At 71.6% G+C, this 24,661-nt stretch carries 21 protein-coding genes and 1 pseudogene; 9 read left to right on the plus strand and 13 right to left on the minus strand.

Annotation, left to right across the window (positions count from 1 at the left end; translation table 11 throughout):
• Positions 1-128: 128 nt before the first annotated feature.
• From tal to pgl, 3 genes are all read left to right on the plus strand, one after another.
• Positions 129-1,241 carry a transaldolase gene (gene tal, locus V1258_RS03645; RefSeq protein WP_329748405.1) on the plus strand — a complete coding sequence of 371 codons (1,113 nt, stop codon included), beginning with the start codon at positions 129-131 and terminating at the stop codon, positions 1,239-1,241.
• Between the two features lie 82 nt (positions 1,242-1,323).
• The gene (zwf, locus tag V1258_RS03650) at positions 1,324-2,886 is read left to right on the plus strand and encodes a glucose-6-phosphate dehydrogenase (protein WP_329748406.1); all 1,563 of its coding nucleotides are present in this window, start codon (positions 1,324-1,326) and stop codon (positions 2,884-2,886) included.
• Positions 2,883-4,601, plus strand: coding sequence for a 6-phosphogluconolactonase (pgl, locus tag V1258_RS03655; RefSeq protein ID WP_329748407.1), 1,719 nt, complete (start codon positions 2,883-2,885; stop codon positions 4,599-4,601). Before zwf ends, pgl begins: the two co-directional genes overlap by 4 nt.
• A 229-nt stretch (positions 4,602-4,830) precedes the next feature.
• Here the strand turns inward: pgl and V1258_RS03660 are convergent, their stop codons facing one another.
• Positions 4,831-5,646: an alpha/beta hydrolase gene (locus V1258_RS03660; RefSeq protein WP_329748408.1), complete on the minus strand. Its 816-nt coding sequence runs from the start codon at positions 5,644-5,646 to the stop codon at positions 4,831-4,833.
• 204 nt (positions 5,647-5,850) lie between these two features.
• Between V1258_RS03660 and V1258_RS03665 the strand changes: the two are divergent.
• Positions 5,851-6,123, plus strand: a pseudogene (locus tag V1258_RS03665) (integrase core domain-containing protein); the annotation flags it as partial.
• Between the two features lie 241 nt (positions 6,124-6,364).
• Here V1258_RS03665 and secG read toward each other — a convergent pair.
• The 9 genes from secG to uvrA form a co-directional block, all read right to left on the minus strand.
• Positions 6,365-6,607, minus strand: coding sequence for a preprotein translocase subunit SecG (secG, locus tag V1258_RS03670; RefSeq protein ID WP_329746905.1), 243 nt, complete (start codon positions 6,605-6,607; stop codon positions 6,365-6,367).
• 181 nt (positions 6,608-6,788) lie between these two features.
• Positions 6,789-7,562 carry a triose-phosphate isomerase gene (tpiA, locus tag V1258_RS03675; RefSeq protein WP_329748409.1) on the minus strand — a complete coding sequence of 258 codons (774 nt, stop codon included), beginning with the start codon at positions 7,560-7,562 and terminating at the stop codon, positions 6,789-6,791.
• On the minus strand, positions 7,559-8,761 hold the full coding sequence (locus V1258_RS03680) for a phosphoglycerate kinase (protein ID WP_329748410.1): 1,203 nt from the start codon (positions 8,759-8,761) through the stop codon (positions 7,559-7,561). Before V1258_RS03680 ends, tpiA begins: the two co-directional genes overlap by 4 nt.
• A gap of 195 nt (positions 8,762-8,956) precedes the next feature.
• The gene (gene gap, locus V1258_RS03685) at positions 8,957-9,961 is read right to left on the minus strand and encodes a type I glyceraldehyde-3-phosphate dehydrogenase (protein WP_329746767.1); all 1,005 of its coding nucleotides are present in this window, start codon (positions 9,959-9,961) and stop codon (positions 8,957-8,959) included.
• 105 nt (positions 9,962-10,066) lie between these two features.
• Positions 10,067-11,065, minus strand: a complete 999-nt coding sequence (whiA, locus tag V1258_RS03690; protein WP_329748411.1) for a DNA-binding protein WhiA — start codon at positions 11,063-11,065, stop codon at positions 10,067-10,069.
• Positions 11,049-12,128, minus strand: coding sequence for a gluconeogenesis factor YvcK family protein (locus V1258_RS03695; RefSeq protein WP_329748412.1), 1,080 nt, complete (start codon positions 12,126-12,128; stop codon positions 11,049-11,051). Before V1258_RS03695 ends, whiA begins: the two co-directional genes overlap by 17 nt.
• On the minus strand, positions 12,125-12,970 hold the full coding sequence (gene rapZ, locus V1258_RS03700; RefSeq protein WP_329746906.1) for an RNase adapter RapZ: 846 nt from the start codon (positions 12,968-12,970) through the stop codon (positions 12,125-12,127). The genes V1258_RS03695 and rapZ overlap by 4 nt, the downstream gene beginning before the upstream one ends.
• A 169-nt stretch (positions 12,971-13,139) precedes the next feature.
• Positions 13,140-15,152: an excinuclease ABC subunit UvrC gene (uvrC, locus tag V1258_RS03705; RefSeq protein WP_329748413.1), complete on the minus strand. Its 2,013-nt coding sequence runs from the start codon at positions 15,150-15,152 to the stop codon at positions 13,140-13,142.
• 3 nt (positions 15,153-15,155) lie between these two features.
• On the minus strand, positions 15,156-18,023 hold the full coding sequence (gene uvrA, locus V1258_RS03710) for an excinuclease ABC subunit UvrA (protein ID WP_329748414.1): 2,868 nt from the start codon (positions 18,021-18,023) through the stop codon (positions 15,156-15,158).
• 75 nt (positions 18,024-18,098) lie between these two features.
• On the opposite strand from uvrA, the gene V1258_RS03715 reads away from it, so the two are divergent.
• Together V1258_RS03715 and V1258_RS03720 are read left to right on the plus strand one after the other, a co-directional pair.
• Entirely contained in the window at positions 18,099-18,797 is a 699-nt protein-coding gene (locus V1258_RS03715; protein ID WP_329748415.1) for an MBL fold metallo-hydrolase, read from the plus strand.
• A 5-nt stretch (positions 18,798-18,802) separates the two neighbouring features.
• A complete protein-coding gene (locus tag V1258_RS03720) occupies positions 18,803-20,542 on the plus strand; it encodes a bifunctional 3'-5' exonuclease/DNA polymerase (RefSeq protein WP_329748416.1) in 1,740 nt (579 codons plus the stop codon).
• Here V1258_RS03720 and V1258_RS03725 read toward each other — a convergent pair.
• Complete coding sequence (locus V1258_RS03725; protein WP_329748417.1) at positions 20,517-21,251, minus strand: hypothetical protein; 735 nt, start codon at positions 21,249-21,251, stop codon at positions 20,517-20,519. The genes V1258_RS03720 and V1258_RS03725 overlap by 26 nt on opposite strands.
• A gap of 170 nt (positions 21,252-21,421) precedes the next feature.
• On the opposite strand from V1258_RS03725, the gene V1258_RS03730 reads away from it, so the two are divergent.
• On the plus strand, positions 21,422-21,868 hold the full coding sequence (locus V1258_RS03730) for a pyrimidine dimer DNA glycosylase/endonuclease V (protein ID WP_329748418.1): 447 nt from the start codon (positions 21,422-21,424) through the stop codon (positions 21,866-21,868).
• A 7-nt stretch (positions 21,869-21,875) separates the two neighbouring features.
• On the opposite strand, the gene V1258_RS03735 is transcribed toward V1258_RS03730, so the two are convergent.
• Both V1258_RS03735 and V1258_RS03740 read right to left on the minus strand, forming a co-directional pair.
• Positions 21,876-22,322 (minus strand): hypothetical protein, encoded by a 447-nt coding sequence (locus tag V1258_RS03735; RefSeq protein ID WP_329748419.1) that lies wholly within the window; start codon positions 22,320-22,322, stop codon positions 21,876-21,878.
• Positions 22,319-23,296 (minus strand): EamA family transporter, encoded by a 978-nt coding sequence (locus tag V1258_RS03740; protein ID WP_329748420.1) that lies wholly within the window; start codon positions 23,294-23,296, stop codon positions 22,319-22,321. Before V1258_RS03740 ends, V1258_RS03735 begins: the two co-directional genes overlap by 4 nt.
• Positions 23,297-23,377: 81 nt before the next feature.
• Here V1258_RS03740 and V1258_RS03745 point away from each other — a divergent pair, with 81 nt between their 5' ends.
• Both V1258_RS03745 and V1258_RS03750 read left to right on the plus strand, forming a co-directional pair.
• Positions 23,378-24,226: a LysR family transcriptional regulator gene (locus tag V1258_RS03745; RefSeq protein WP_329748421.1), complete on the plus strand. Its 849-nt coding sequence runs from the start codon at positions 23,378-23,380 to the stop codon at positions 24,224-24,226.
• A 112-nt stretch (positions 24,227-24,338) separates the two neighbouring features.
• Positions 24,339-24,644: a helix-turn-helix domain-containing protein gene (locus tag V1258_RS03750; protein WP_329748422.1), complete on the plus strand. Its 306-nt coding sequence runs from the start codon at positions 24,339-24,341 to the stop codon at positions 24,642-24,644.
• Positions 24,645-24,661: the final 17 nt, after the last annotated feature.

Here is a 24,661-nt window from a genome sequence, read left to right on the forward strand (position 1 = left end):
AGAAGAGAAAGCACTCGACCCCCTGGGTGGGGGGCCCCCCCCCCTCCCCCCCCCCCCACTTCTCTCCCCACGTCATCTCCCCACCCATCTGTCCGAGACAGGGCGCAGCAGCGCCCGGAAGGAACACGATGTCCCAGAACACCCGCACCCAGGCCCTCACCGACTCCGGCGTCTCCATCTGGCTGGACGACCTCTCCCGTCAGCGGCTGCAGTCCGGCAACCTCGCCGAGCTCATCGCCACCCGCAACGTCGTGGGCGTGACCACGAACCCCTCGATCTTCCAGGCCGCGATCTCCGGCTCCGACGAGTACGACGCCGACATCACCGCCCTCGCCGCCGAGGGCAAGGACGTCGACGCTGTCATCGAGAAGCTCACCACCGACGACGTGCGCACCGCGGCGGACCTCTTCGCCGACGTCTACGCCTCCTCCAAGGGCTTCGACGGCCGCGTCTCCATCGAGGTCGACCCGCGCCTGGCCCACGAGACCGAGAAGACCATCGAGCAGGCCAAGCACCTGTTCGAGGTCGTCGGCCGCGAGAACGTGATGATCAAGATCCCCGCCACTGAGGCCGGCCTGCCCGCGATCACCGCGGTCATCGCCGAGGGCATCAGCGTGAACGTGACCCTGATCTTCTCGGTCGAGCGCTACCAGGAGGTCATCGACGCCTACCTGACCGGTCTCGAGCAGGCCGCTGCGGCCGGGAAGGACCTCGCGACCATCCACTCGGTCGCCTCGTTCTTCGTCTCCCGCGTCGACACCGAGATCGACAAGCGCCTCGAGGCCCTCGGCGGCGAGGCGGAGACCCTGCGCGGCAGCGCCGGTGTCGCGAACGCCCAGGCCGCCTTCGGCGAGTACCTCACCGCGTTCGCCTCGGAGCGCTTCGAGGCCCTGAAGGCCCAGGGCGCCAACGTGCAGCGCGCCCTGTGGGCGTCCACCGGCGTCAAGAACCCCGACTACCCGGATACGCTGTACGTCGACCGTCTCGTGGCCGATCCGAGCGTGAACACCATGCCGGAGAAGACCCTCGAGGCCGCCGCCGACCACTCCGAGCCGGCCGCCGCGCTCTCCGCCGAGTCCGCGGCCACCGGCGAGTCCGTGCTCGAGCGCGTCGCCGAGGCCGGGGTCGATCTGGCCGATGTCTTCGCGCTGCTCGAGCGCGAGGGTGTCGAGAAGTTCGAGAAGGCCTGGGAGGAGCTCATCGCGACCGTGTCGACCTCTGTCGACGCGGCGCGCGCCTGATCTCCTCCGCTCCACGAGCACGGTCCCGACCCTTCCGGGGCGGGCCGTGCTCTCGCCAGTCCGTGTCCGAGAAAGGACCATCGTGACCGATACCAGCACTCCCCCGTCCGGGACCGAAGGGCCGGAGGTCGACAATCCGCTGCGCGACCCGCGCGACCGTCGGCTGCCCCTGATCGCCGGGCCCTCCTCCATGGTGATGTTCGGCGTCACCGGCGATCTCGCCCGCAAGAAGCTGCTGCCGGCGATCTACGACCTCACCCACCGCGGCCTGCTCCCCCCGAGCTTCGGCCTCGTCGGCTACGGCCGGCGCGACTGGTCCGACGACGACTTCGCCGAGTACGTGCGCAAGAGCGTCTCCGAGCACTCCCGGACCGGCTTCTCCGAGAGCGTCTTCGAGCAGCTGCGAGGCGGCCTCCGCTTCGTGACCGGCACCTTCGACGACCCCGCGGCGTTCGAGCGGCTCACCGAGGTCGTCGGCGAGCTCGACCGCACCCGCGGCACCGGCGGCAACCACGCCTTCTACCTGTCGATCCCGCCGGACGCCTTCCCGCAGGTGTGCGAGCAGCTCGCGAACTCGGGCCTGAACACGCCGCGCGACGGCTCCTGGCGCCGCGTCGTCATCGAGAAGCCCTTCGGCCACGACCTCGCCTCCGCGCGCGAGCTCAACGACGTGGTGGAGAAGGCGTTCCGCCCCGAGGACGTGTTCCGCATCGACCACTACCTGGGCAAGGAGACGGTGCAGAACATCCTCGCGCTGCGCTTCGCGAACCAGCTGTTCGAGCCCGTGTGGAACGCGAACTACGTCGACCACGTGCAGATCACGATGGCCGAGGACATCGGCATCGGCTCCCGCGCCGGCTACTACGACGGCATCGGCACCGCCCGCGACGTCATCCAGAACCACCTCCTGCAGCTGGTCGCGCTCACCGCCATGGAGGAGCCCGTCTCCTTCCGCGCCTCGGACCTCCGGGCCGAGAAGGAGAAGGTGCTCGCCGCCGTCGAGCTGCCCGAGGATCTCGGCGCCCACACCGCCCGCGGCCAGTACGTCGGCGGCTGGCAGGGCGGCGAGGAGGTGCGCCCCTACCTCGAGGAGGACGGCATCCCCGCGGACTCGGTCACCGAGACCTTCGCGGCGATGCGCCTGGACATCGCGACCCGTCGCTGGGCCGGGGTGCCCTTCTACCTGCGGGCCGGCAAGCGTCTGGGTCGCCGCGTCACTGAGATCGCGGTCGTGCTCAAGCGGGCTCCGTTCCTGCCCTTCCGCTCCACCGACACCGCGGACCTGGGCCAGAACGCGATCGTCATCCGTGTCCAGCCCGACGAGGGCGTGACCATGCGCTTCGGCTCCAAGGTCCCCGGCACCCAGATGGAGGTGCGCGACGTGACCATGGACTTCGCCTACGGCATGAACTTCACCGAGGAGTCCCCCGAGGCGTACGAGCGCCTGATCCTGGACATGCTGCTCGGCGACCCGCCGCTGTTCCCGCGCCAGAAGGAGGTCGAGCTCTCCTGGAAGATCCTCGACCCCATCACCGAGTACTGGGCCGAGAACCTGAAGCCCGCCCCGTACCGACCCGGCACCTGGGGCCCGGACACCGCCCACGAGATGCTCGCCCGCGACGGACGTACCTGGAGGCGACCGTGATCACCACCCTGCAAGACACCACCGCCTCGGCCATCGACAAGAAGATGACCGAGATGCGGGAGACCTTCGGCGCGAACACCATCGGCCGGGTCCTCACCCTCATCATCATCGCCACCGGCGACCTCGAGGAGCCGCTGGAGGCGGCGATCAGCGCGAGCCACGAGCATCCCGCACGGGTCATCGTGGTCGACGCCGATCCCGAGGCCGAGAGCTCCGGGCTGGACGCCGAGATCCGCGTGGGCCGCGACGCCGGTGCCGGGGAGATCGTGATCCTCCGCGCCCGCGGCGAGATCATGAGCTCCCTGGACACCCTGGTGATGGCGCTGCTGCTGCCGGATGCGCCGATCGTCACCTGGTGGCCCGAGAACGCGCCCTCCTCCCCCGTCCACGACGTGCTCGGCTCCATGTCGCAGCGGCGCATCTCCGACGCCGCCGCCTGCGAGTCCCCCGTCGCGACCCTGAAGCGTCTCCGCCGCGGCTACGCGAGCGGCGACTCGGACCTCGCCTGGTCGCGCCTGACCCGCTGGCGGGGCCTGCTGGCGAGCGTCTTCGAGGTGCCGCCGGTCTCCGTGCCGCAACGCATCGAGGTCTCCGGCGCCGCCGAGAACCCCTCGGTCGTGCTGATGTCGGCCTGGCTCGAGCACGCCCTCGGGATCGAGGCGGAGATCGTCGAGCCGACCGGCGAGGGCAAGGACATCCCCGGCGTGCACGGGGTGCGCCTGCACCGCGCCGACGGCATCATCGAGCTGACCCGCGTGAGCGACGAGGCGATCGTCATGACCCTGCCCGGGGACGACAACCGACAGCACGTCACCATGCCGCGCCGCAGCCTCGACGAGCTCCTCGCCGAGGAGCTGCGCCGCCTGGATCCCGACGAGGTGTACGGGGAGGTGCTCGCGAGCGCCTTCACCGGCATCGACGACTTCGCGACCTATGCCTCGGGCAAGCCGGAGCCGACCGACACGGTCGTCGCCGACGCCGCTGCGGTGGCGGAGGCCGCCGCGACCGACGTCGCCGCCCGGCTCGCGGAGGCGCAGTCCGAGCGGACCGTCGCACACCTGGTCGTCACCGGCGGGACCGTCGGCACCGCGACCGCGGCAGCCCTGCCCGCGGCCCTCTCCGCCGCCGGTGTGGACGCCGCTCGCCTCCACCTCTGGTGGGGCGACGAGCGGTACGTCGACCCCGACTCCGACGAGCGCAACGAGGTCGCCGTGCGGAAGGGCCTGATCGAGCCGCTGCTCGCGGCCGGCCTGCTCCCCCGCAACGTGCATGCGATGCCCTCCCCCGCCGACGGCATGTCCCTCGACGAGGCGGCCGCCTGGTACGGCCAGCAGCTCGACGCGGCGGGCGGCGACGAGCCCTTCCGCACCCGCGGACGCGCCTTCTTCGACGTGCTCCTGCTGGGCGTCGGACCCGACGGCCACGTCGCCTCGCTGTTCCCGGAGCACCCGGACCAGCAGCAGGCCGGTGCCAGCGCGATCCCCGTCACCGACTCCCCGAAGCCGCCGGCCTCCCGGATCTCCCTGACCTGGCCGGTGCTGAACTCGGCGCGCCACGTCGGGCTCCTGGTCGCCGGTGAGGAGAAGGCCGAGGCCGTCGCCGCGGGTCACGGCGAGATCGCCCCGTGGACGATTCCGGCCTCCGCGGTGCGCGGACTCGAGTCGACCACCTGGTACCTCGACAAGGCTGCGGCCTCGCAGCTCGCCGAGGGCTGAGAGGACGGCGCGGCGCGCGCGCAGTGCACGCCCGCCCTCGCGCCCGACGGGGCGGCTCCCTCCGGAGAGCCGCCCCGTCGGCGTCTGCGCACCCGTGGCTGTGACTTCGTCCGCTAAATGGCGGGATTCTTCCGACGCTCCGTAGCGGCCTCGATCGCTGACCACCGACAACCACCGCGTCCCGGTAGAGAATGGCTCAGTGAGACAGTGCCTGAGTCGCTGATCTCGTCTAGGACGGCTTGAAGATCTGTCCGACATCGGCGTGCTGGGCGTGCCAGGCCACTCGTTCTACCCCTCGGACCAGGTCTGCCAGCCCCGGGTCCTCGATCGGGAAGTGGCCGCACTCGCGCAACATGACCAGTTCTGCCGGAGCGGCGATGCGACTGAGCCAGCGCGTGCTCACCTCCACTGGCGTCCAGGCGTCTTTCGCCGGATGGGCGAGCGTCACCGGGGTGGTCATCCGCTCCGGCGGGGCGTGGCGGTAGGTCATGAACGAGGTGAGGAACCCGAGCGGGACCGTGGCCCCGCCCCCGCGCGGATCCGCAGTGCACAGCCTCGACAGGCGCGGATCGCGACTCATCTTCGACAGCGCGGCCACCCATGACATCGGAACGCGACGCCCCGCGAGCCTGCCCGGGAGGAGTCGTGCCAGCGGCCCACCCAGGATGCCGATAGGGCCGAAGCGGGTGATGACTGCGCGTACATGCGCATCCCGCGGGTCTAGCAGACAGGTCGCCACCACTGCGGCGGAGAGACCGGTGCGTGCAGCGACCTCATAGGCGAGCATCCCGCCGATGCTGGCACCCAGCAGCACCAGCGGGCGGCCGTCGTCCTCATCGCGGACGAAATCGCAGAGCAGCGAGACCCAGTCTTCATACCGCACGGCGTCCGGATCCGGTGAGATCGTCTCGCCATACAGGGGCATGTCGACGGCGGCCAGTTCGACCTGATCTTCCGGAAGGAGCGAGGCTACCGGCCACAATGCCGCGCTGTGGCCGCCAGCTCCGTGGACAAGTAGGACCCGCACGGGTGCGTTCGAATTCACCCGGCGGAGCACATGAACTTCGTGCCCCCGCCAGTCCCACCACGTACTCGTCGGCTCCTGATCGACTCTTTCTCGCCAAGAAACGGGCAGGAAGTTCGCGTAGTCCGCCACACCTGGAGAAGTCACGCTTCAACGGTACCGGTAGACATGTACCCGAGCGCAATGCGGGCCCAGCGCTCCTCAGCCCGCCGACTCGCCACGGTTTTCGTGCACGCCCTGAACCGTCACCACCTCGTGGGGTCGATGGGGAAAGTCGGCGCGGCCGGGGACAACGCGGCAATGGAGTCTTTCTTCGCCCTGCTGCAGAAGCACGTCCTGGACCGCAAGCGGTGGCGGACCCGAGAGGAGCTCCGGATCGCGATCATCACCTGGATCGAGCGGACTTACCACCGACGCCGCCGGCAGGCCCGCCTGGGCCGATTGACCCCCATCGAGAACGAGACCATCATGAACCCGACCGTCAGCCTGGCGGCCTAACCCCAGCTGACACCTGATCGCGCATCAGTCCCGACCCGCCACTCCCCCGAGGAACCTCTGCGGACCTGGGGGTCTGACGCGCCTCTTCCCCCGAGTGTGCAGAGGTTCCGCGCAGGCTCGCCCCTCCCCAGGTCGCCCCGTCACCGCTCTCGCGTCACCCGGTCGTCGCCGGACACGACGAAGCCCCCGCGATCGGCGGGGGCTTCTAGAGGAGGGGGGCCAACGCGAAGGCGCCGCGGGCTCAGATCAGGCGCTCGATGATGCCGAGACCGATGCAGCACAGGCCCCAGATCACGGCCATGCCCACGGTGAGCCGGTTGAGGTTCCGCTCCGCCACGCCCGAGGCGCTCGCAGAGGCGGAGACGCCGCCGCCGAACATGTCGGAGAGCCCACCGCCGCGTCCCTTGTGCAGGAGCACGAGCATGATCGCGAGAAGGCCGCTGACGACCATCACGATCTGGAGGATGAGCTTCAGGAGGGACAGATCCACGGGGGACGACACCTTCCGGGTGGGGGACGGACCGATCCAGGATACGGCACGGGCCGGACCTCGAGAGGTCCGGCCCGCGTGGCGAGGCTCTCCAGGCGGCAACCCGCCGGTTAGCCAGGATCAGACTCGGCACGACCGGCTGATCTCCTACCGCTCGTTCCTCGCAGAACGTCGATCAGCCCTGGTAACCCGCGATCTTGGCGAATTCCTCGGCCTTGAGCGAGGCGCCGCCCACGAGGGCGCCGTCGACGTCGGGCTTCTCCATCAGCTCGGCGACGTTGGAGGACTTCACGCTGCCGCCGTAGAGGACGCGCACGGCATCGGCCGCGGTGTCCCCGTGCTTCGCGCGGACCCACTCGCGGATCGCGGCGCAGACCTCCTGCGCGTCATCCGGGGTGGCGACCTCGCCGGTGCCGATGGCCCACACGGGCTCGTAGGCGATGACGCTCACCGCGACATGCTCGGCGGTGAGACCCTCGAGACCGCCCTCGACCTGCGCGAGGGAGTACTCGACCTGCTTGCCGGCCTGGCGCTCCTCGAGCGGCTCGCCGACGCACAGGATCGGGGTCAGGCCTGCAGCGAAGGCGGCCTTCACCTTGGCGTTGGTGAGCTCCTCGGTCTCGCCGTGGTACTGGCGGCGCTCCGAGTGGCCGATCGCCACAAAGGTGCAGCCCAGCGCCGTCAGCATCTGGCCGGAGATCTCGCCGGTGTAGGCGCCGGACTCGTGCGCGGAGAGGTCCTGGCCGCCGTAGGCGATCGGGAGCTTGCCGGCGTCGACCGCGGTCTGCACGGTGCGGAGGTCCACGAACGGCGGCAGCACGACGGTGTCGACCTTGCTGGTGTCGACGTCCTTCAGCTGCTCGCCGAGCTCCTCGACGAGGGCCAGGCCCTGCTTCCAGTCGAGGTTCATCTTCCAGTTGCCCGCCATGAGCGGGGTGCGGGTGGTCACTTGGAGCCCTCCTCGAGGATCGCGATGCCCGGCAGTTCCTTGCCCTCGATCAGCTCGAGGCTCGCACCGCCGCCGGTGGAGATGTGCGAGAAGCGCTCCTCGTCGACGCCGAGGAGGCGCACGGCCGCGGCGGAGTCCCCGCCGCCGACCACGGTGTAGCCCGGCGCGTCGGCCAGGTGCTCCGCGACGGCACGGGTGCCGGCCGCGAAGGTCTCGAACTCGAACACGCCCATCGGGCCGTTCCAGAACACAGTCTTGGCGTCCGCCATCTTCTCGCCGAACAGCGCGGCGGTCTTCGGGCCGATGTCCATGCCCTCCTGGTCGGCGGGGATCCCGTCGGCCGGGACGACGGTGGCCTCCGCGTCGGCGGAGAACTCCGCGGCGACGACGGTGTCCACGGGCAGCACGAGCTCGACGCCGTTCGCGGCGGCGCGCTGCAGGTACTCGGCGACGACATCGATCTTCGACTCGTCGAGCAGCGACTTGCCGATCTCGAGGCCCTGGGCCTTCTGGAAGGTGTAGGCCATGCCGCCGCCGATGAGGATGCGGTCGGCCTTGCCGAGGAGGTTGTCGATGACGGCGAGCTTGTCGGCGATCTTCGCGCCGCCGAGGACGACCACGAAGGGGCGCTCGGGCTCGTCGGTGACCTTGCGAAGCGCCTCGACCTCGCGCAGAACCAGCTCGCCGGCGGCGGCCGGGAGCAGGGTGGCGAGCTCGTAGACGGACGCCTGCTTGCGGTGCACGACGCCGAAGCCGTCGGAGACGAAGGCGTCGCCGAGGGCGGCGATCTGCTCGGCGAAGGCGAGGCGCTCAGCATCGTCCTTCGCGGTCTCGCCCGCGTTGAAGCGCAGGTTCTCGAGGATCGCGACGCGGCCGTCCTCGAGGGCGTCGACGACCGAGCGAGCGGACTCGCCGACGGTGTCGGTCGCGAAGGCGACCTCCTGGCCGAGCAGCTCGCCGAGGCGGGCCACGACGGGGCGCAGGGAGTACTTGTCCTCCGGCGCGCCCTTCGGACGGCCCAGGTGGGAGATCACGACGACGCGGGCGCCGGCCTCGACGAGGCGGGTCAGGGTCGGCAGCGCGGCGCGGATGCGGCCGTCGTCGGTGATGGTGGTGCCGTCGAGCGGCACGTTGAGGTCGGCGCGGACGATGACGCGCTTGCCGCGCACCTCGCCGAGCGAATCGAGGGTCTTGAGCACTGGTGCTTCCTTTGCTGAGGGGCAGGGGCCCCGCCGGGGCCGGGAGCCGTGGGCCCCGGGGGCCGGCTGAGGGGCGGTGCGGGCCGGGGCCGGAGCACACGGCGGGTAGCCGTGACGAGAGGAGCCCGCCGACACCGACCCTGCGGGGCGGCGCCGGCGGGCTCCTGAGCTGTCCAGCTCGTCAGGGACGAGAGGTCAGAGGGACTTGCCGACGAGCTGCGAGAGCTCGACGAGGCGGTTCGAGAAGCCCCACTCGTTGTCGTACCAGGCGAAGATCTTCACGAGGTTGCCGTTCACCTTGGTGAGCTGCGCGTCGAAGATCGAGGAGTGCGGGTCGCCCTCGATGTCCTTGGAGACGATCGGGTCCTCGGTGTAGCGGAGGATGCCCTTGAGCGGGCCCTCGGCCGCCTTCTTCACCGCGGCGTTGATCTCCTCGATGGTGACCTCGCGGGACGCCTCGAAGGTGAGGTCGGTGATCGAGCCGGTGGGGACCGGCACGCGCAGCGAGTAGCCGTCCAGCTTGCCCTTGAGCTCGGGGAGCACGAGCGCCACGGCCTTGGCCGCACCGGTGGTGGTGGGGACGATGTTCAGGGCGGCGGCGCGGGCACGGCGCGGGTCCTTGTGCGGGCCGTCCTGGAGCACCTGGTCCGAGGTGTAGGCGTGGATGGTGGTCATGAGGCCCTTGACGATGCCGAACTCGTCGTTGAGGACCTTGGCCACCGGCGCGAGGCTGTTGGTGGTGCAGGACGCGTTGGAGACGATGTGGTGGTTGGCGGGGTCGTAGTCGCCCTCGTTCACACCGATCACGAAGGTGGCGTCCTCGTTCTTCGCCGGAGCGGAGATGATGACCTTCTTGGCGCCGGCCTCGATGTGGGCCTTGGCCTTCTCGGCGTCGGTGAAGATGCCGGTGGACTCGATGACGACGTCCGCACCGATCTCGCCCCACGGGATGTTCTTGGGGTCGCGCTCGGCGTACGCCTTGAAGGTGTTGTCGCCGACGGTGATCGAGGTCTCGTCGTGGGAGACGTCGTAGGGCAGCACGCCGCCGATCGAGTCGTACTTGATCAGGTTCGCGAGCGTGGCGTTGTCGGTGAGGTCGTTCACACCGACGATCTGGATGTCTGCCTTCTGCTCGAGCGCGGCGCGCAGGAAGTTGCGGCCGATGCGACCGAACCCGTTGATTCCGACCTTAATGGTCACGGTTCCTCCTAGATTCACAGGTCCTCTGTGAAATATGAACACTGGCGCGCACGCCCTCGTACGCTCGGACGGCGCCGGATGTGACCGACGACCGCTGTGATCCTATCAATGCCCGGCGTCGGGTGACGGGGGCAACTGGTCCTCGTCCACTCCGTCTTCGGTCCCGGGGATGCCGAGCTCCTCCGCCTGCTTGTCCGCCATGGCGAGCAGGCGCCGGATACGACCGGCCACGGCGTCCTTCGTGAGCGGCGGGTCGGCGAGCCGTCCGAGCTCCTCGAGGCTCGCCTGACGGTGCTCGAGCCGGAGACGCCCGGCGTGCCCGAGATGCTCGGGGACCTCGTCGCCGAGGATCTCCAGCGCCCGCTGGACCCGCTGCCCGGCGGCCACCGCGGCCCGCGCAGAGCGGCGGAGGTTCGCGTCGTCGAAGTTCGCCAGCCGGTGCGCGGTGGCCTTGACCTCCCGCTTGGTCCGACGGTCCTCCCAGGTGAGGACGGTGTCGTGGGCACCCATCCGGGTGAGCAGGGCGGAGATCGCGTCGCCGTCGCGCAGCACCACGCGGTCCGCGCCGCGGGCCTCGCGCGCCTTCGAGGCGACGCCCAGGCGGCGCGCCGCGCCGACCATCGCCAGCGCCACCTCCGGCCCGGGGCAGGAGAGCTCGAGCGCCGAGGCGCGGCCCGGCTCGGTGAGGGTCCCCCGGGCGAGGAAGGCCCCGCGCCAGGCGGCCTCCGCGTCGGCGATCGCGCCGCCGACGACGAAGGGCGGCATCCCGCGCACCGGGCGCCCCCGGGCGTCGAGCAGCCCTGCCTGGCGGGCGAGCATGCCGCCCTCCCGGTCCACGCGGACGAGATAGCGGGTGGTCCGCCGGATCCCGCCCGGGGCGAGCACCGCGAGCTCGGCACGGTGCCCGTACATCTCGGCGATGATCCCGTGCAGACGGCGTGCGACCGCCGCGGAGTCCAGCTCGGCCTCGACGACGATACGTCCCGCGACGAGCTGCAGCCCGCCCGCGAAGCGCAGCATCGCCGCCGCCTCCGCCTTGCGCGCGGAGGGCCGCGTCACCTCGAGATGGCTGAGCTCCTCCTTGGCCTCACCGGTCAGCGCCATGGCGGTCCTCCTCGGGGGTCGGGGCGGGCTCGACGTCGCCGTAGGCGTCGTCGAACAGGTCGCGATACGCCGCGGCGAGGCGCACCGGGTCGTGATGGGGCGTGCCGTCGCCGACGCTCACCTGGCGCAACAGGGCGCGGATGCCCCGCTGACCGGCGGCCTCGGCGAGGCCGAGCGCGTCCTCGAGGACGGAGGGATCGGCGAGCAGCGCGTCGAAACGGATGCCCGGCGCGATCTCGAGCAGCACGTCGAGCATGTCGAGGCTGGTCATGCCCTCCGCCTCCTGCGCGCCGCTCGAGAGGTTGGTGGTGATGCAGCGCCGCGCCGGCGTGGTGCGGAGGGCCTCGGCGATCTCGGGGATCATCAGGTGCGGCATCACGGAGGTGTACCAGGACCCCGGCCCGACGATGACCCAGTCGGCGCGCTGGATCGCCTCGATCACCTCCTCGGGCACCCGGGGGCGCGGCGGGTCCAGCCGCACCTCCTCGACGCGGCCCTCCGCCGTGGCCACCTGCCACTGGCCGGAGATGGTGCGCAGGGTGCCGTCGGCGCCGCGCACGTCCGCCTCGATGTCGAGCGGGTCCAGCGCCATGGGCAGCACGCGGCCCCGGGCACCGAGGAGCGCCGCCATCTGCTCGAGCCCCTCCACGGGGTCGTCGAGGATCTGCCAGAGGGCGACGATCAGGAGGTTCCCGAGGGCGTGCCCGTCCAGCTCGCCGTCGGTCTGGAAGCGGTGCTGGATGACATCGCCCCAGATCGATCCCCAATCGGAGTCCTCGCACAGGGCGGCGAGGGCCATCCGAAGGTCGCCCGGGGGCAGCACCGGCATCTCGGTGCGGATGCGGCCGGAGGAGCCGCCGTTGTCGGCGACGGTGACCACCGCGGTGATGTCGTCGGCCAGCAGACGCAGGGCGCGCAGGTTCGCGGCGAGGCCGTGGCCGCCGCCGAGGGCGACGACCCGCAGCGGGCGGTCCGGGGCGCCGCGGCCACCGCGGCGGGCGCGCAGGGAGCGGTCGGGCAGGTGCGGGGAGCTGCCGCGGCGGGAGCGGGGGGCGATGCTCATTCGCGCCCCAGATCCCGGTGACGGATGCGCACGGCGTGGCCGGCGCGGCGCAGCTCGTCGCCGATCCGCTCGCTCACCGCCACGGAGCGATGCTTCCCGCCGGTGCAGCCGATCGCGAGAGTGGTGAAGTGCTTGTTCTCGGCGCTGTACCCGCGCAGCACGGGGGTGATCATCTCGAGGTAGCGGTCCACGAACTCCGCGGCATTGGCGTCGGAGAGCACGAAGTCGGCGACCTCGGGGTCGGTGCCGCGCTTCGGCTTCAGCTCCGGCACCCAGTAGGGATTGGGGATGAAGCGCACGTCGCTGACGTGATCGGCCTCGAGCGGGATGCCGTACTTGAAGCCGAAGGAGAGCATCGTGACAGTCAGCCGCTGCTCCTGCACCGTCCCGAAGACGGTGCGCATCTTCATCGTCAGCTGGTGGACGTTGAGCGGGGAAGTGTCGATGACCAGGTCGGCCATCCGACGATAGGCGGCGAGCATCTCGCGCTCGCGGCGCATGCCCTCGAGCACGCCCTCCTCCCCGGCGAGGGGGTGGGGGCGGCGCACCGAGTCGAAGCGGCGCACGAGCGTGCTCTCGTCGGCCGTGAGGAACACCAGGCGCACCCGGTGCTGGGTGCGGCGCAGCTCGGCGACGACATCCCCGAGCTCGGAGAAGAACGGGCCGGAGCGCGGGTCGACCACGACGGCGACGCGGTAGTCGCGACCCTTCGCGGAGGCCTGCAGCTCGAGCATCGCGGGGATCAGCTGCGGGACGATGTTGTAGACGACGTACCAGCCCATGTCCTCGAGAGCGTGGGCGGCGGTCTCCCGGCCGGCGCCGGCGAGACCGGTGATGATCACGACGTCGCCGCGCGGATCACCTTCCTCGTCGCGGTCCCGTGCATGGTCGGGCGCGGACGGCTCCGGGGGCTCGGCCCGCGGAGCGCGCTCCGAGGGTTCTTCCGAGCGGTTCTGCGCGGGCGGGGCGGGGTCGATCGGCGGGACGGGATCCGTGCCGTCGCGGGACTCCTCAGCGGTCACCGGGGGCTCCTTCCGAGTCGGGGTCCGGGGCGGCGGCGCGGGCCGTCGGCTCCCGGTCGAGGATCTCGCCGGTGGCCATGTCGATGACCACGTCGAGCCCCTGGTCCTCCGGGGCCGCCCCCTCGTCGGAGGCGACCGCTGCCTCCTCGGATGTTAGCGCGGCCAGGATCGACGCGGCGAGTGCGGGACCGATCCCGTCGACCTCGACGAGGTCCTCCTCACGCGCCGCCCGGATCGCCGAGACCGTCACGAAGCGGTCCAGCAGGGCGCGACGGCGCGCCGGTCCCAGCCCGGGGATGCCGTCGAGGGCGCTGGCCTGCATGGCACGCCCCCGCTTGGACCGGTGGAAGGTGATCGCGAAGCGGTGGGCCTCGTCGCGGAGACGCTGCACGAGGAACAGCGCCTCGCTCGTGCGCGGCAGGATCACCGGGTACTCCTCCCCCGGCAGCCAGATCTCCTCGAGCCGTTTGGCGATGCCGGCGAGGGCGATGTCGGTGATCCCGAGGTCGTCCATGGCGCGCTGGGCGGCGGCGACCTGGGGCGGTCCGCCGTCGACGAGGATCAGCGAGGGCGGGTAGGCGAAGCGGCGGTGCCGTCCCGGGGTCGCGTCGTCCTCGGCCGGGTCCGGCGGATCGAGATGGTGCTTGAGGCGCCGCGTGATGACGTCGTACATCGAGGCGGTGTCGTCGCGGGCGGCGGTGCCGGTCACCGAGTAGCGGCGGTACTCGCTCTTCTTGGGCAGACCGTCCTCGAAGACCACCTGGGAGCCGACCACGTTCGTGCCCTGCGAATGGGAGATGTCGAAGCACTCGATGCGCAGCGGGGCGTCGGCGAGTCCGAGCGCCTCGCCCAGGTCCTCGAGGGCCTTGGTGCGGGCGGTCAGGTCACCGGTGCGCTTCAGACGGTGGAGCCGCAGCGCCTCCGCGGCGTTCTCCGTGACCGTGGCGAGGAGGTCCTTCTTCTCGCCGCGCCGGGGGACGCGCAGGTCGACCTGGTGTCCGATCAGCTCGCGCACCTGCTCGAGGTTGGTGGGCAGGACGGGCACCAGCACCTCGCGGGGCGCGGAGCCCTCTGCGTAGAGGGTGGTGAGCGCGCGCTCGACCAGATCCGGGACCTCGGACTCGTCGAGGATCTCGGCGGTCCAGCCGCGCTGGCCGCGGATCCGGCCGCCGCGCACGTGGAAGACCTGCACCGAGGCCTCGAGCTCGTCCTGGACGAGGCCGAGGAGGTCGGCGTCGGTCGCATCAGACAGCACGACGGAGTTCTTCGACATCACCGCGTCGAGGGCGGCGAGGTCGTCGCGCAGGGCGGCGGCACGCTCGTAGTCCATGGCCGCCGCGGCGTCGCGCATCTGCCGCTCGAGGCGGCGGGTGTAGGTCGCGGTGTTCCCGGCCATGAAGTCCGCGAACTGCTCGGCGAGCCGCCGGTGCTCCTCCTCGGAGATCTCACCGGTGCAGGGCGCGGAGCACTTCCCGATGAAGCCCAGCAGACAGGGCCGGCCGGAGCGCTCGGCGCGGCGGTAGACGCCCGCGGTGCAGGAGCGCACGGGGAAGACGCGCAGCATCAGGTCGAGGGTCTCCCGGATCGCGCCCACCTGCGGGTACGGCCCGAAGACGCGGTCCCCCTTGGGCCGGGGACGACGGGTGATGTGGACCCGCGGCACCTGCTCGCCCATCGTCAGCACCAGGTAGGGGTAGGACTTGTCGTCGCGGAACTTGACGTTGAACCGCGGGTCGAACTCCTTGATCCAGGTGTACTCGAGGGTGAGCGCCTCCACCTCGGTGCCGACGACGGTCCACTCGACGCTCGCGGCCGTGGTGACCATGCGACGGGTGCGCTCATGCAGCACCGCGAGGTCCTGGAAATAGTTCACGAGGCGCTGGCGGAGGTTCTTCGCCTTGCCGACGTAGATCACGCGGCCGTGCTCGTCCCGGAAGCGGTACACGCCGGGGCGGGTGGGGATGTCCCCCGTCTTCGGCCGGTAGGTCGACGGATCTGCCATGCCTCAGCCTCGCACGGCGCGGCCGGAGCGTCCTGACTGCAGCAGCGGGGCGAGGAAGCGTCCGGTGTGGGAGTCGGGGTGCGCAGCGATCTCCTCGGGGGTGCCCGTCGCGACGATGGTGCCACCGCCCGAACCGCCCTCGGGGCCGAGATCGATCACGTGATCGGCCGTCTTGATGACGTCGAGGTTGTGCTCGATGACGATCACTGAGTTCCCCTTGTCCACGAGTCCGCCGAGCACCTCGAGCAGCTTGCGCACGTCCTCGAAGTGGAGGCCGGTGGTCGGCTCGTCGAGCACGTAGATCGTGCGGCCGTTGGAGCGCTTGTGCAGCTCCGAGGAGAGCTTGACCCGCTGCGCCTCGCCGCCGGAGAGCGTCGTGGCGGACTGTCCGAGCTTCACGTAGCCGAGGCCCACGTCGACGAGGGTCTGCATCTGCCGGCGGATCGCGGGGACCGCGTCGAAGAACTCGAGCGCCTCCGCGATCGACATGTCGAGCACCTCGGCGACGTTCTTGTCCTTGAAGTGCACCTCGAGGGTCTCGCGGTTGTACCGCTTCCCGTGGCAGACCTCGCACTGGACGTAGACGTCCGGCAGGAAGTTCATCTCGATCTTCAGCGTGCCGTCGCCCGAGCAGGCCTCGCAGCGGCCGCCCTTGACGTTGAAGGAGAAGCGCCCGGCGGTGTAACCGCGCATCTTCGCCTCGTGGGTCTGCGCGAAGAGAGTCCGCACCCGGTCCCACACGCCGGTGTAGGTCGCGGGGTTCGAGCGCGGGGTGCGGCCGATGGGTGACTGGTCCACGTGCACGACCTTGTCGAGGTGCTCGAGGCCCGTGACCCGCTTGTGCCGGCCGGGGACGATCCGTGCCCGGTTCAGCTCCTTCGCGAGCACCGCGTAGAGGATGTCGTTGACCAGGGAGGACTTGCCCGAGCCGGAGACGCCGGTGACGGCGGTGAGCACGCCGAGCGGGAAGGTGACGTCCTGGCCCTTGAGGTTGTTGGCGCGCGGGCCGACGACGGTCACGGTCCGGCCCGGGTCCAGGGGCCGGCGGGCGTCGGGCAGCGGGATCTCGAGGGCGCCGGAGAGATAGCGGCCGGTGAGGCTCTCGGTGTTCGCCTTGAGCTCCTCGACGGTCCCGGAGTGGACGACCTTCCCGCCGTGCTCGCCGGCGAGCGGGCCGATGTCGACGACCCAGTCGGCGGCGTTGAGGGTGTCCTCGTCGTGCTCGACGACGATGAGGGTGTTGCCGAGGTCGCGCAGCCGCTCGAGCGTCGCGATGAGCCGCTCGTTGTCGCGCTGGTGCAGGCCGATCGACGGCTCGTCGAGGACGTAGAGCACGCCGACGAGCCCCGAGCCGATCTGGGTGGCGAGGCGGATGCGCTGCGCCTCGCCGCCGGAGAGGGTCGCGGCGGCGCGGGCGAGGGTCAGGTAGTCGAGGCCCACGTCGAGCAGGAAGCCGAGGCGGGAGCGAATCTCGCGCAGCACCTCGTCGGCGATCGCGGCCTCGCGCACGCCGAGCTCGAGCGCCTCGTGGAAGGCGAGCGCGTCGCGGATCGACATGTCGGCGACCTCGGCGATCGACCTGCCGCCGACGGTCACCGCGAGCACCTCCGGCCGCAGGCGGGCGCCGCGGCAGGCGGGGCAGGGCACCTCGCGCATGAACTGCTCGTAGCGCTCCTTGGCCCAGTCGGACTCGGTGTCGGAATGGCGGCGCTCGAGGAACGTCATGACGCCCTCGAAGCCGGTGGAGTAGGTGCGCTCGCGGCCGAAGCGGTTGCGGTAGCGGACGTGGACCTGGTGGTCCTTGCCGTTCAGCAGTGCTTCGCGGGCCCGCTCGGGGAGCGCGCGCCAGGGCACGTCCATCGAGAAGGAGAGCTCCTCGGCGAGGGCCGCCATGACCTCCTGGTGGTGGTCGGTCGAGCCCATGGCCCAGGGAGCGATCGCGCCCTCGGCAAGGGTGAGGTCCTCGTCGGGGATCACCAGGTCGGGGTCGACCTCGAGACGCTGGCCGAGGCCGGTGCACTCGGGGCAGGCGCCGTAGGGGGCGTTGAAGGAGAAGGTGCGCGGCTCGATGTCGTCGATCGAGAGCGGGTGCTGGTTGGGGCAGGCGCGCTTCTCGGAGAAGCGGCGGATGCGGTCCTCGTCGTCCTCGGGACGGTCCACGAACTCGACCAGCACGACGCCCTCGGCCAGACGCAGCGAGGTCTCGACGGAGTCGGTGAGCCGGCGGCGGGCGTCGGGCTTCGCGGCGAGACGGTCGACGACCACCTCGATGGTGTGCTTGTAGCGCTTGTCGAGGGAGATCTCCTCGTCGAGGCGCCGCGTCGTGCCGTCGATGCGGGCGCGCGCGTAGCCCTGGGAGCGCAGGGAGGACAGCAGGTCCTGGTGCTCTCCCTTGCGGCCCTGGACCACGGGGGCGAGGAGCTGGAAGCGGGTGCCCTCGTCGAGGTCGAGGAGGGTGTCCACGATCTGCTCGGCCGAGGAGGAGGTGACGGCCTCGCCGCACACCGGGCAGTGCTGCACGCCGGTGCGGGAGAAGAGCAGGCGCAGGTAGTCGTAGATCTCGGTGATCGTGCCGACGGTCGAGCGCGGGTTGCGGTTGGTGGACTTCTGGTCGATCGAGACCGCCGGCGAGAGCCCCTCGATGAGGTCGACGGAGGGCTTGTCCATCTGGCCCAGGAACTGCCGGGCGTAGGCGGAGAGCGACTCGACGTAGCGCCGCTGCCCCTCGGCGAAGATCGTGTCGAAGGCGAGGGAGCTCTTGCCCGAGCCGGACAGGCCGGAGAACACCACCAGCCTGTCGCGGGGGATGTCGATGTCGATGTTCTTGAGGTTGTGCTCGCGCGCACCACGGACGACCAGCGATTCAGTCACCGGGCCATCGTAGTGGCGCGGCCCGACGCTCGAACAGCTGTTCGGAGGAGAGCTGTGCGACATACCCTGGTGCCCATGAACCCCGAGACCCCCGCCTCGCCCTTCCCCGCCCTCGCCGTCCGCGCGCTGTCCGTCGGCCCCATGGACAACAACGCCTACCTGCTCACCTGCCGGGCGACCGGCGCGCAGCTGCTGATCGATGCGGCCGCCGAGCCCGAGCGGCTGCTCGAGCTGGTCGCCGCGGGTGCGGCCGACGGACCCGGCGGGGCCGACGAGAGCTCAGTCCCGGCAGCGGCGATCCGCCTCGAGCGCGTGGTGACCACCCACCGCCACCACGACCACATCGGCGCCCTCGCGGCCGTCGTCGAGGCGACCGGCGCGCGCACCGCCGCCGGCGCCGAGGACGCCGAGTCGATCCGGGAGCAGACCGGCGTGACGATCGACGAGCCCCTGGCCCACGGCGACCGGATCCGCGTCGGCGCGGCGGAGCTCGAGGTGATCGCGCTGCGGGGACACACCCCCGGCTCGATCGCGCTGCTGTGGCGCGGCGGGGAGACGGGTGACCATCTCTTCACGGGCGACTCGCTGTTCCCCGGCGGGGTGGGCAACACCCAGCAGGATCCCGAACGCTTCGCCCAGCTCCTCGGCGACGTCGAGGACCGGGTCTTCGCTGTGCTGCCCGACGCGACCGCCGTGCACCCCGGTCACGGCGCGCCGACGACGCTCGGCGCCGAGCGGCCCGAGCTGCCGGCCTGGCGCGCGCGGGGCTGGTGAGCCCGATGGAGGCCGACAGACCGGTCTGGACCGCCCTGGGGCGGGCGGCCGACGGGCGGATCGCCCAGGTCGACCTCACCGAGGACGGCACGGTCCTCGCGACCGCCTCCGTCGACCTCGAGGGACTCGCGGAGGCCGTCGCCGCGCACGAGGCCGCGGTGCGCCCGCGCTGGGTGCTCCCGGACGTGCGCACCTGGTATCCGCGCCTGCTGGCCGCCGGGGTGACCCTCGAGCGCTGCCTCGACCTGCGCCTCGTGCACCGGATCCTGCGCCATTCGCAGCTCGTCGCGGACGTGCGGGCGCTGCGCGCGGCGACCGCCTGGGACACGCCCGTCGATCCCGCACCGGAGGTCGAGCGGGGCGGGGAGGCGCTCTTCGACCTGGATCCGTCAGCGGCCCGCGACCAGGGCGTGCCCCATGACATCGACGAGGTGCTCGCCGAGCTCGGTCGTCAGCGCGAGGCGCTCGACGGCGCGCGGGACCCGGGCCGGCTGCGGCTGCTCGCCGCGGCGGAGTCCGCCGGGGCGCTGATCGCCGCCGAGCTGCAGGCCGCCGGCATCCCCTGGGACGTGGCCGAGCACGACCGCATCCTCACGGCGGCTCTCGGCCCGCGCCCGGCCGCGGGCTCGCCGCCCGCTCGGATGGTGGAGGTCGGGGCGGAGGTGCGTGCGGCCCTCGGGGACCCGCAGCTGTCCCTCGAGTCCCCGCCCCGCCTGCTGCGGGCCCTGCATCGGGCCGGGATCGACGTGCGTTCCACCTCGCAGTGGGAGCTGCAGGAGCAGGAGCATCCGGCGATCGAGCCACTGCTGCGCTACAAGAAGATGTCCCGCCTGCTGACGGCGAACGGCTGGGCGTGGATCGACGAGTGGGTGCACGAGGGCCGGTACCGCCCGGTCTACGTGCCCGGCGGCGTGGTCACCGGGCGGTGGGCGTCCAGCGGCGGCGGCGCCCTGCAGATCCCGCGGCAGCTGCGGCCGGCGCTGCGCGCCGATCCCGGCTGGATGCTGGTGAGCGCCGACGTCTCCCAGCTCGAGCCGCGGGTGCTCGCCGCCATGGCCGCGGACGAGGCGATGATCACCGCCGGGGCCGGCCGCGACCTCTACGCCGGCATCGTCGACGCCGGCATCGTCGCGACCCGGCAGGAGGCGAAGGTGGGGGTGCTCGGGGCGCTGTACGGCGGCACCACCGGGGACAGCGGACGGGTGGTGCCGCGGCTGCGGCAGCGCTTCCCCGCGGCGATGGCCCTGGTGGACGGCGCAGCGGCGACCGGGGAGCGGGGCGGGACGGTGACCACGTGGCTCGGCCGCTCCTCCCCCGCCCCCGAGCAGGAGTGGACGCGGGCGCAGGCCGAGGCGCACGGGGCCGACGCCCCGGCCGGGGAGGGCGAGCGGGCGCGGCGCGCCGCACGGGACCGGGGGCGATTCACCCGGAACTTCGTCGTGCAGGGCACGGCGGCCGAGTGGGCGCTGTCCTGGATGGCGGGGCTGCGCCTCGCGCTGAGCCGCTTCGAGGAGGTGCCCGCGGAGCGGGCCGCCTCAGCCTCCGGCCCGGTCTTCGCCCGGCGGCCGCACCTGGCGTTCTTCCTGCACGACGAGGTGATCGTGCACGCCCCCGCGGAGCAGGCCGAGGCCGCCGCCGCCGCGATCCGCGAGTCCGCGCAGGCGGCGGGGCGGCTGCTGTTCCCGGGCAGTCCGATCGACTTCCCGCTCGATCTGGAGATCAGCGAGCGCTCGGCGCAGAAGTGAGCTGTGCGGCCTCGGCGGTGAGCTCCGCGGCCAGGGACGCGGTCCGGGTCGCGCCGACCAGCTCGGTCATCGACCGGTCGAACGATTCCTCCCACACCTGATCGAGCATCACGGCGTCGATGGCGCCGTCACGGCGGAGGATCACGGCGATCGTCTCCGCCTCCCGCAGGTACTCGTCGCTGGGGGCTCCCCCGCGATGCCCGGGCTCGAGGCGCACCGGGTCGCTCTCGGACAGCGTGGCGAGGACGCGCTCCTCGAGCGTCCGCTCAGCGTCCCGCGCCTCGCGCCGTTCCTCGGCGATGCCCATCGCGAGCGAGAGCGCACCGGAGGCGAGGGCCATCGCCAGCCGCGGGGCGGGCACGCCGCGGCGGTGCAGGAACTCTTCGATGCCTCGGTCCATCCACAGGCTGAGGACGCTCGAGCCGGCGATGATGCCGCCGACTGCGAGCGGCAGCGAGGCGTGCACGGCGGGAGACCTGCTGCGGGAGGAGGAGGCGGCGAAGGACGCGGCGCCGTCGCTGTCCAGGGGCTCGGAGTCGTGGCGGCGCAGTGCGATGAGCATGGCTCCTGCCCCGAGGGCGGCGGGCAGCACGATATAGCCGGTCTTCACGGCGCGCGGCCGCCGGTGCAGGGGGATCATCCCGAGGCCGGTCGCCATGACAGTGCCCGTGGTGAGAGAGATGATCCGTTGCTGCGGAGTGCGGGACAAGAGCATCCTCCTCGGCGTGGGGTGCGATGCGAGGTGGCGCAGCGGTGCGGGACGTGTCGACGGTATCGAGCCGGATGGTCCTGCATGCACCGACGATCGTCGGCTCTGCGTCATCCCTGCGGGTGGATCGCTGTTCGCGGGGAGGGCCGGGACTGGGGCAGTATGTGCGGATGCGTCTGTGGTCACTGCACCCCCGCCATCTCGACCGCCAGGGCCTCACGGGGTGCTGGCGGGAAGCGCTGCTGGCTCAGGCGGTGCTCGCGGGGCGCACCCGGGGCTACCGCAGCCATCCCCAGCTGGAGCGTCTGCGTGCGCAGAGCGATCCGCTCGCCGCCATCGGCGCGTATCTCGATGCCGTGGCCGTCGAGGCCACGGCGCGCGGATATCGCTTCGACCGCACCCGCATCGACCATGCGCCGAATGTGGAGGCGCCTGCGACGAGGATCCCGGTCACCGACGGGCAGCTCGCCCTGGAGTGGCGGCACCTGCTGGCCAAGCTCGAGCTCCGCAGCCCCGACCTCCACCACCGGCTGCGGCAGCTGTCCGGCCCGGAGCCGCATCCGCTGTTCACCGTCGTGCCGGGACCCGTCGAGCCGTGGGAGCGAGAACCCGCCTGAGACGGGCTCAGCGCCCGATCGAGAGGATGCCCCGCGAGGTGGTCGGGCTCTCGAGCTGGCGGCTGCTGGAGGCTGCGAACGCACGGAACCGCCGAGGCACCCACACCGGGTCCTCGAGCGCACTCCAGGAGGTTCCGGGGAATCGCAGGGGTGCCGCACCCCCGACGACGACGAGCCGTCGACCCGCCCGGCGGGTGCCCTCGGCGATCCCTGCGGTGACGACATCGATGTCCTCCTCCCGGCCGGGAGCCGGACGGGTGGCCCCGATGACCACGTCGTGCTCCTGCGCGAGATCTGCGACGTGTGCGGCCGAGGAGCCGTCGAGCACGGCGGACTGCGCCCGTCCGATGAAGCCCGGGCGGATGCTGCGGGATGCTGCGGTGACCGCGTGCCCTCTTCGCAGCGTCTCGGCGGTGAGGCGGGTCGCGGCCGCGCCGAGGATGAGGATCTTCATGCGGCGTGCTCCTTCGTCGGGGTGTTCGTCGTCGTGGCGGCGGGGCGGGGATCGTGGGATGTCTCGGACTCGGTGCCCGATCGGCTCGGCCAGGTCGGCGACCGCTGGGAGCTCGCGACGGCGATCAGCGCGAGGACGAATCCGACGCTCTGGAACGCAGTGAGACCCTCGCCGAGCACGCACCACCCGAGGACGGCGGCGACGAGCGGCGAGATCAGCGGCAGGAAGGCGACCGCGCCCGCGGGCATCCTGCCCACCCCGCGGAACCAGAGCGTGTACGCCAGGGCCGCACCGACCAGTCCCAGCCAGGCATAGCCCGCAACGGCTGGAGCGTCCAGAGCAGGCGGGGCCCCCTCGACCAGCAGTGCGAGCGGCACGATCACGGAGCCGCCGGCGGCGAGCTGCCAGCCGGCATAGGGCACCGGGCCGACGGGTCTGCCCCAGCGCTTGCTCAGCACGGTGCCCACCGCCATGCTCACCGGTGCCGCGATCCCGGCGAGCACACCGAGCAGGTTCAGCTCGACCCCCGGAGCGAGGACCATCATCGTCACGCCCACCACGGCAAGCACTCCCCAGCACAGCCGCCACGCAGTGGGGCGCTCGGACAGCAGCGGGAGGGCGAGAGCCGCAACGAGCAGAGGGCTGGCGGCCCCGAAGATCGCCGCGATACCACCGGGCAGGAGGTACGCCGCGACGAACAGCAGCGGGAAGAACGCCCCGATGTTCAGCGTGCCGAGCACGAGCGCCCGCCACCACCAGTGCCCGCGCGGGAGCGTCCTGCCCAGTGCGCACAGCAGCAGTCCCGCGGGAAGCGCCCGCAGCACCCCCGACCACAGAGCGTGGTCCGCTGGCAGCAACACGGTGGTCACCACGTAGGTGGTTCCCCAGACCATGGGGGCGAAAGCGGTGGAGAGCACCGGAGCACCCCTGGAGATGGAGGAGGGGGCGGTTGCGGCGGAGGGGGCTGTGGCCATGTGTTCCACTGTCCACCTGCCTCCATGCATGAGTCCAGCACATGCTTGTCATTCAAGCGATCGCGTAGCACGATCGTCGGCATGGAACTGCAGCAGCTGCGCTACGTCCTCGCCGTCGCCGAGACCCGGAACTTCACCCGAGCTGCGCAGCAGTGCTTCGTGGTCCAATCGGCGCTCAGCCACCAGGTGCGCAAGCTCGGCACGCCCCTCTTCGCACGCTCCAGCCGGCGGGTCGAGCTCACGCCCGCCGGGGAGGCGTTCCTCCCATGGGCCCGCAACAGTCTGGACGCCGCCGAGCGCGCCGCGGCGGAGGCCACGGCGGCGGTCGGAGTGGTCAGCGGCACCCTGACGATCGGACTGATTCCCACGGTCACGGCGCTGGACATCCCCGCACTGGTGCGCCGCCTGCACGAGGCCCACCCGGAGGTGAACGTGAGGCTCCGTGTCGGAGCCAGCGACGAGCTCGTCGCCGCGGTGCGCGAGGACGAGATCGACCTGGCAGTGCTCGGCCTCGCCCAGGGCATCATCCCCGAGGGGGTCGAGCACCGGGTGCTGGCCGAGGAGGCGCTCGTGGCCGTGGTGCCCGAGGAGCACCCTCTGGCCCGTCGCGGCACGGTGGATCTGGCCGAGCTGGCTGAGGAGCCGTTCGCGGACTTCGCCACGGGCAGCCCCGGCCGCGCCCAGAGCGACCGGGCATTTCGGACCGCAGGCCTGGTGCGCCGAGACCCCTACGAGGCCTCCACCGCGCAGCTGATCGGAGAGCTGGTCTGCGCAGGACTGGCCGTCGCACTGCTGCCCGCGCCCTTCGCCCCCACCCACGGCGCCCGCACGCTCACCGTCCGCAGCGGCCCGCATCGCACGGTGCACCTGGTGTGGAACGCCTTCCAGCCCAGCTCGGCCGCGCGGGCCGCCCTCCGGCTGCTGCCCTGAGCGGCTGTCGGAGTCCGGGCCGCCCATGGTCGGCCTACTCTCTTCCCACAGCAGTCGGAAGTATTCTTCCGGCACTGCAGTCCCGCTCTGCGGTCCATTGCCGCGAAGAGCCATGCTCCTGCTTCATCGGAAGCATCTTTCCGAAAGACTGCCTGGCATCGCGTGCTGGACCCGAAATCGACGATGTCGGAAGGATCTTTCCGCTACGGCCGCAGGTGAGGACCTCGCCACCGAGATCGGCGCTGCGATTCGCGCAGCATGCAAAGAGGCTTGCCTGACCCAGCAGCAGCTCGGCGAGCTCTCGGGGCTGTCCGACCGCACGATCCGCGACATAGAGTCCGGCACCGCAGGCCCCGGCCTGCGGGCAGTCCTGGCCGTGGTCGATGTGCTCGGCCTCCGTCTGGCAATCGCCCGATGAGCGCTGCCTGTCCTGAG

The sequence above is a fragment of the Brachybacterium sp. J153 genome (assembly GCF_036311905.1).
Classification (GTDB): domain Bacteria; phylum Actinomycetota; class Actinomycetes; order Actinomycetales; family Dermabacteraceae; genus Brachybacterium.

Excerpts from the sequence above, each read along its gene's own strand:
- tal (WP_329748405.1), top strand. The coding sequence starts at position 129 with ATGTCCCAGAACACCCGCACCCAGGCCCTCACCGACTCCGGCGTCTCC.
- whiA (WP_329748411.1), bottom strand. The coding sequence starts at position 11,065 with ATGGCGCTGACCGGTGAGGCCAAGGAGGAGCTCAGCCATCTCGAGGTG.
- V1258_RS03695 (WP_329748412.1), bottom strand. The coding sequence starts at position 12,128 with ATGAGCATCGCCCCCCGCTCCCGCCGCGGCAGCTCCCCGCACCTGCCC.
- uvrC (WP_329748413.1), bottom strand. The coding sequence starts at position 15,152 with ATGGCAGATCCGTCGACCTACCGGCCGAAGACGGGGGACATCCCCACC.
- V1258_RS03715 (WP_329748415.1), top strand. The coding sequence starts at position 18,099 with ATGAACCCCGAGACCCCCGCCTCGCCCTTCCCCGCCCTCGCCGTCCGC.
- V1258_RS03720 (WP_329748416.1), top strand. The coding sequence starts at position 18,803 with ATGGAGGCCGACAGACCGGTCTGGACCGCCCTGGGGCGGGCGGCCGAC.
- V1258_RS03730 (WP_329748418.1), top strand. The coding sequence starts at position 21,422 with ATGCGTCTGTGGTCACTGCACCCCCGCCATCTCGACCGCCAGGGCCTC.
- V1258_RS03735 (WP_329748419.1), bottom strand. The coding sequence starts at position 22,322 with ATGAAGATCCTCATCCTCGGCGCGGCCGCGACCCGCCTCACCGCCGAG.
- V1258_RS03740 (WP_329748420.1), bottom strand. The coding sequence starts at position 23,296 with ATGGCCACAGCCCCCTCCGCCGCAACCGCCCCCTCCTCCATCTCCAGG.
- V1258_RS03745 (WP_329748421.1), top strand. The coding sequence starts at position 23,378 with ATGGAACTGCAGCAGCTGCGCTACGTCCTCGCCGTCGCCGAGACCCGG.
- V1258_RS03750 (WP_329748422.1), top strand. The coding sequence starts at position 24,339 with ATGCTCCTGCTTCATCGGAAGCATCTTTCCGAAAGACTGCCTGGCATC.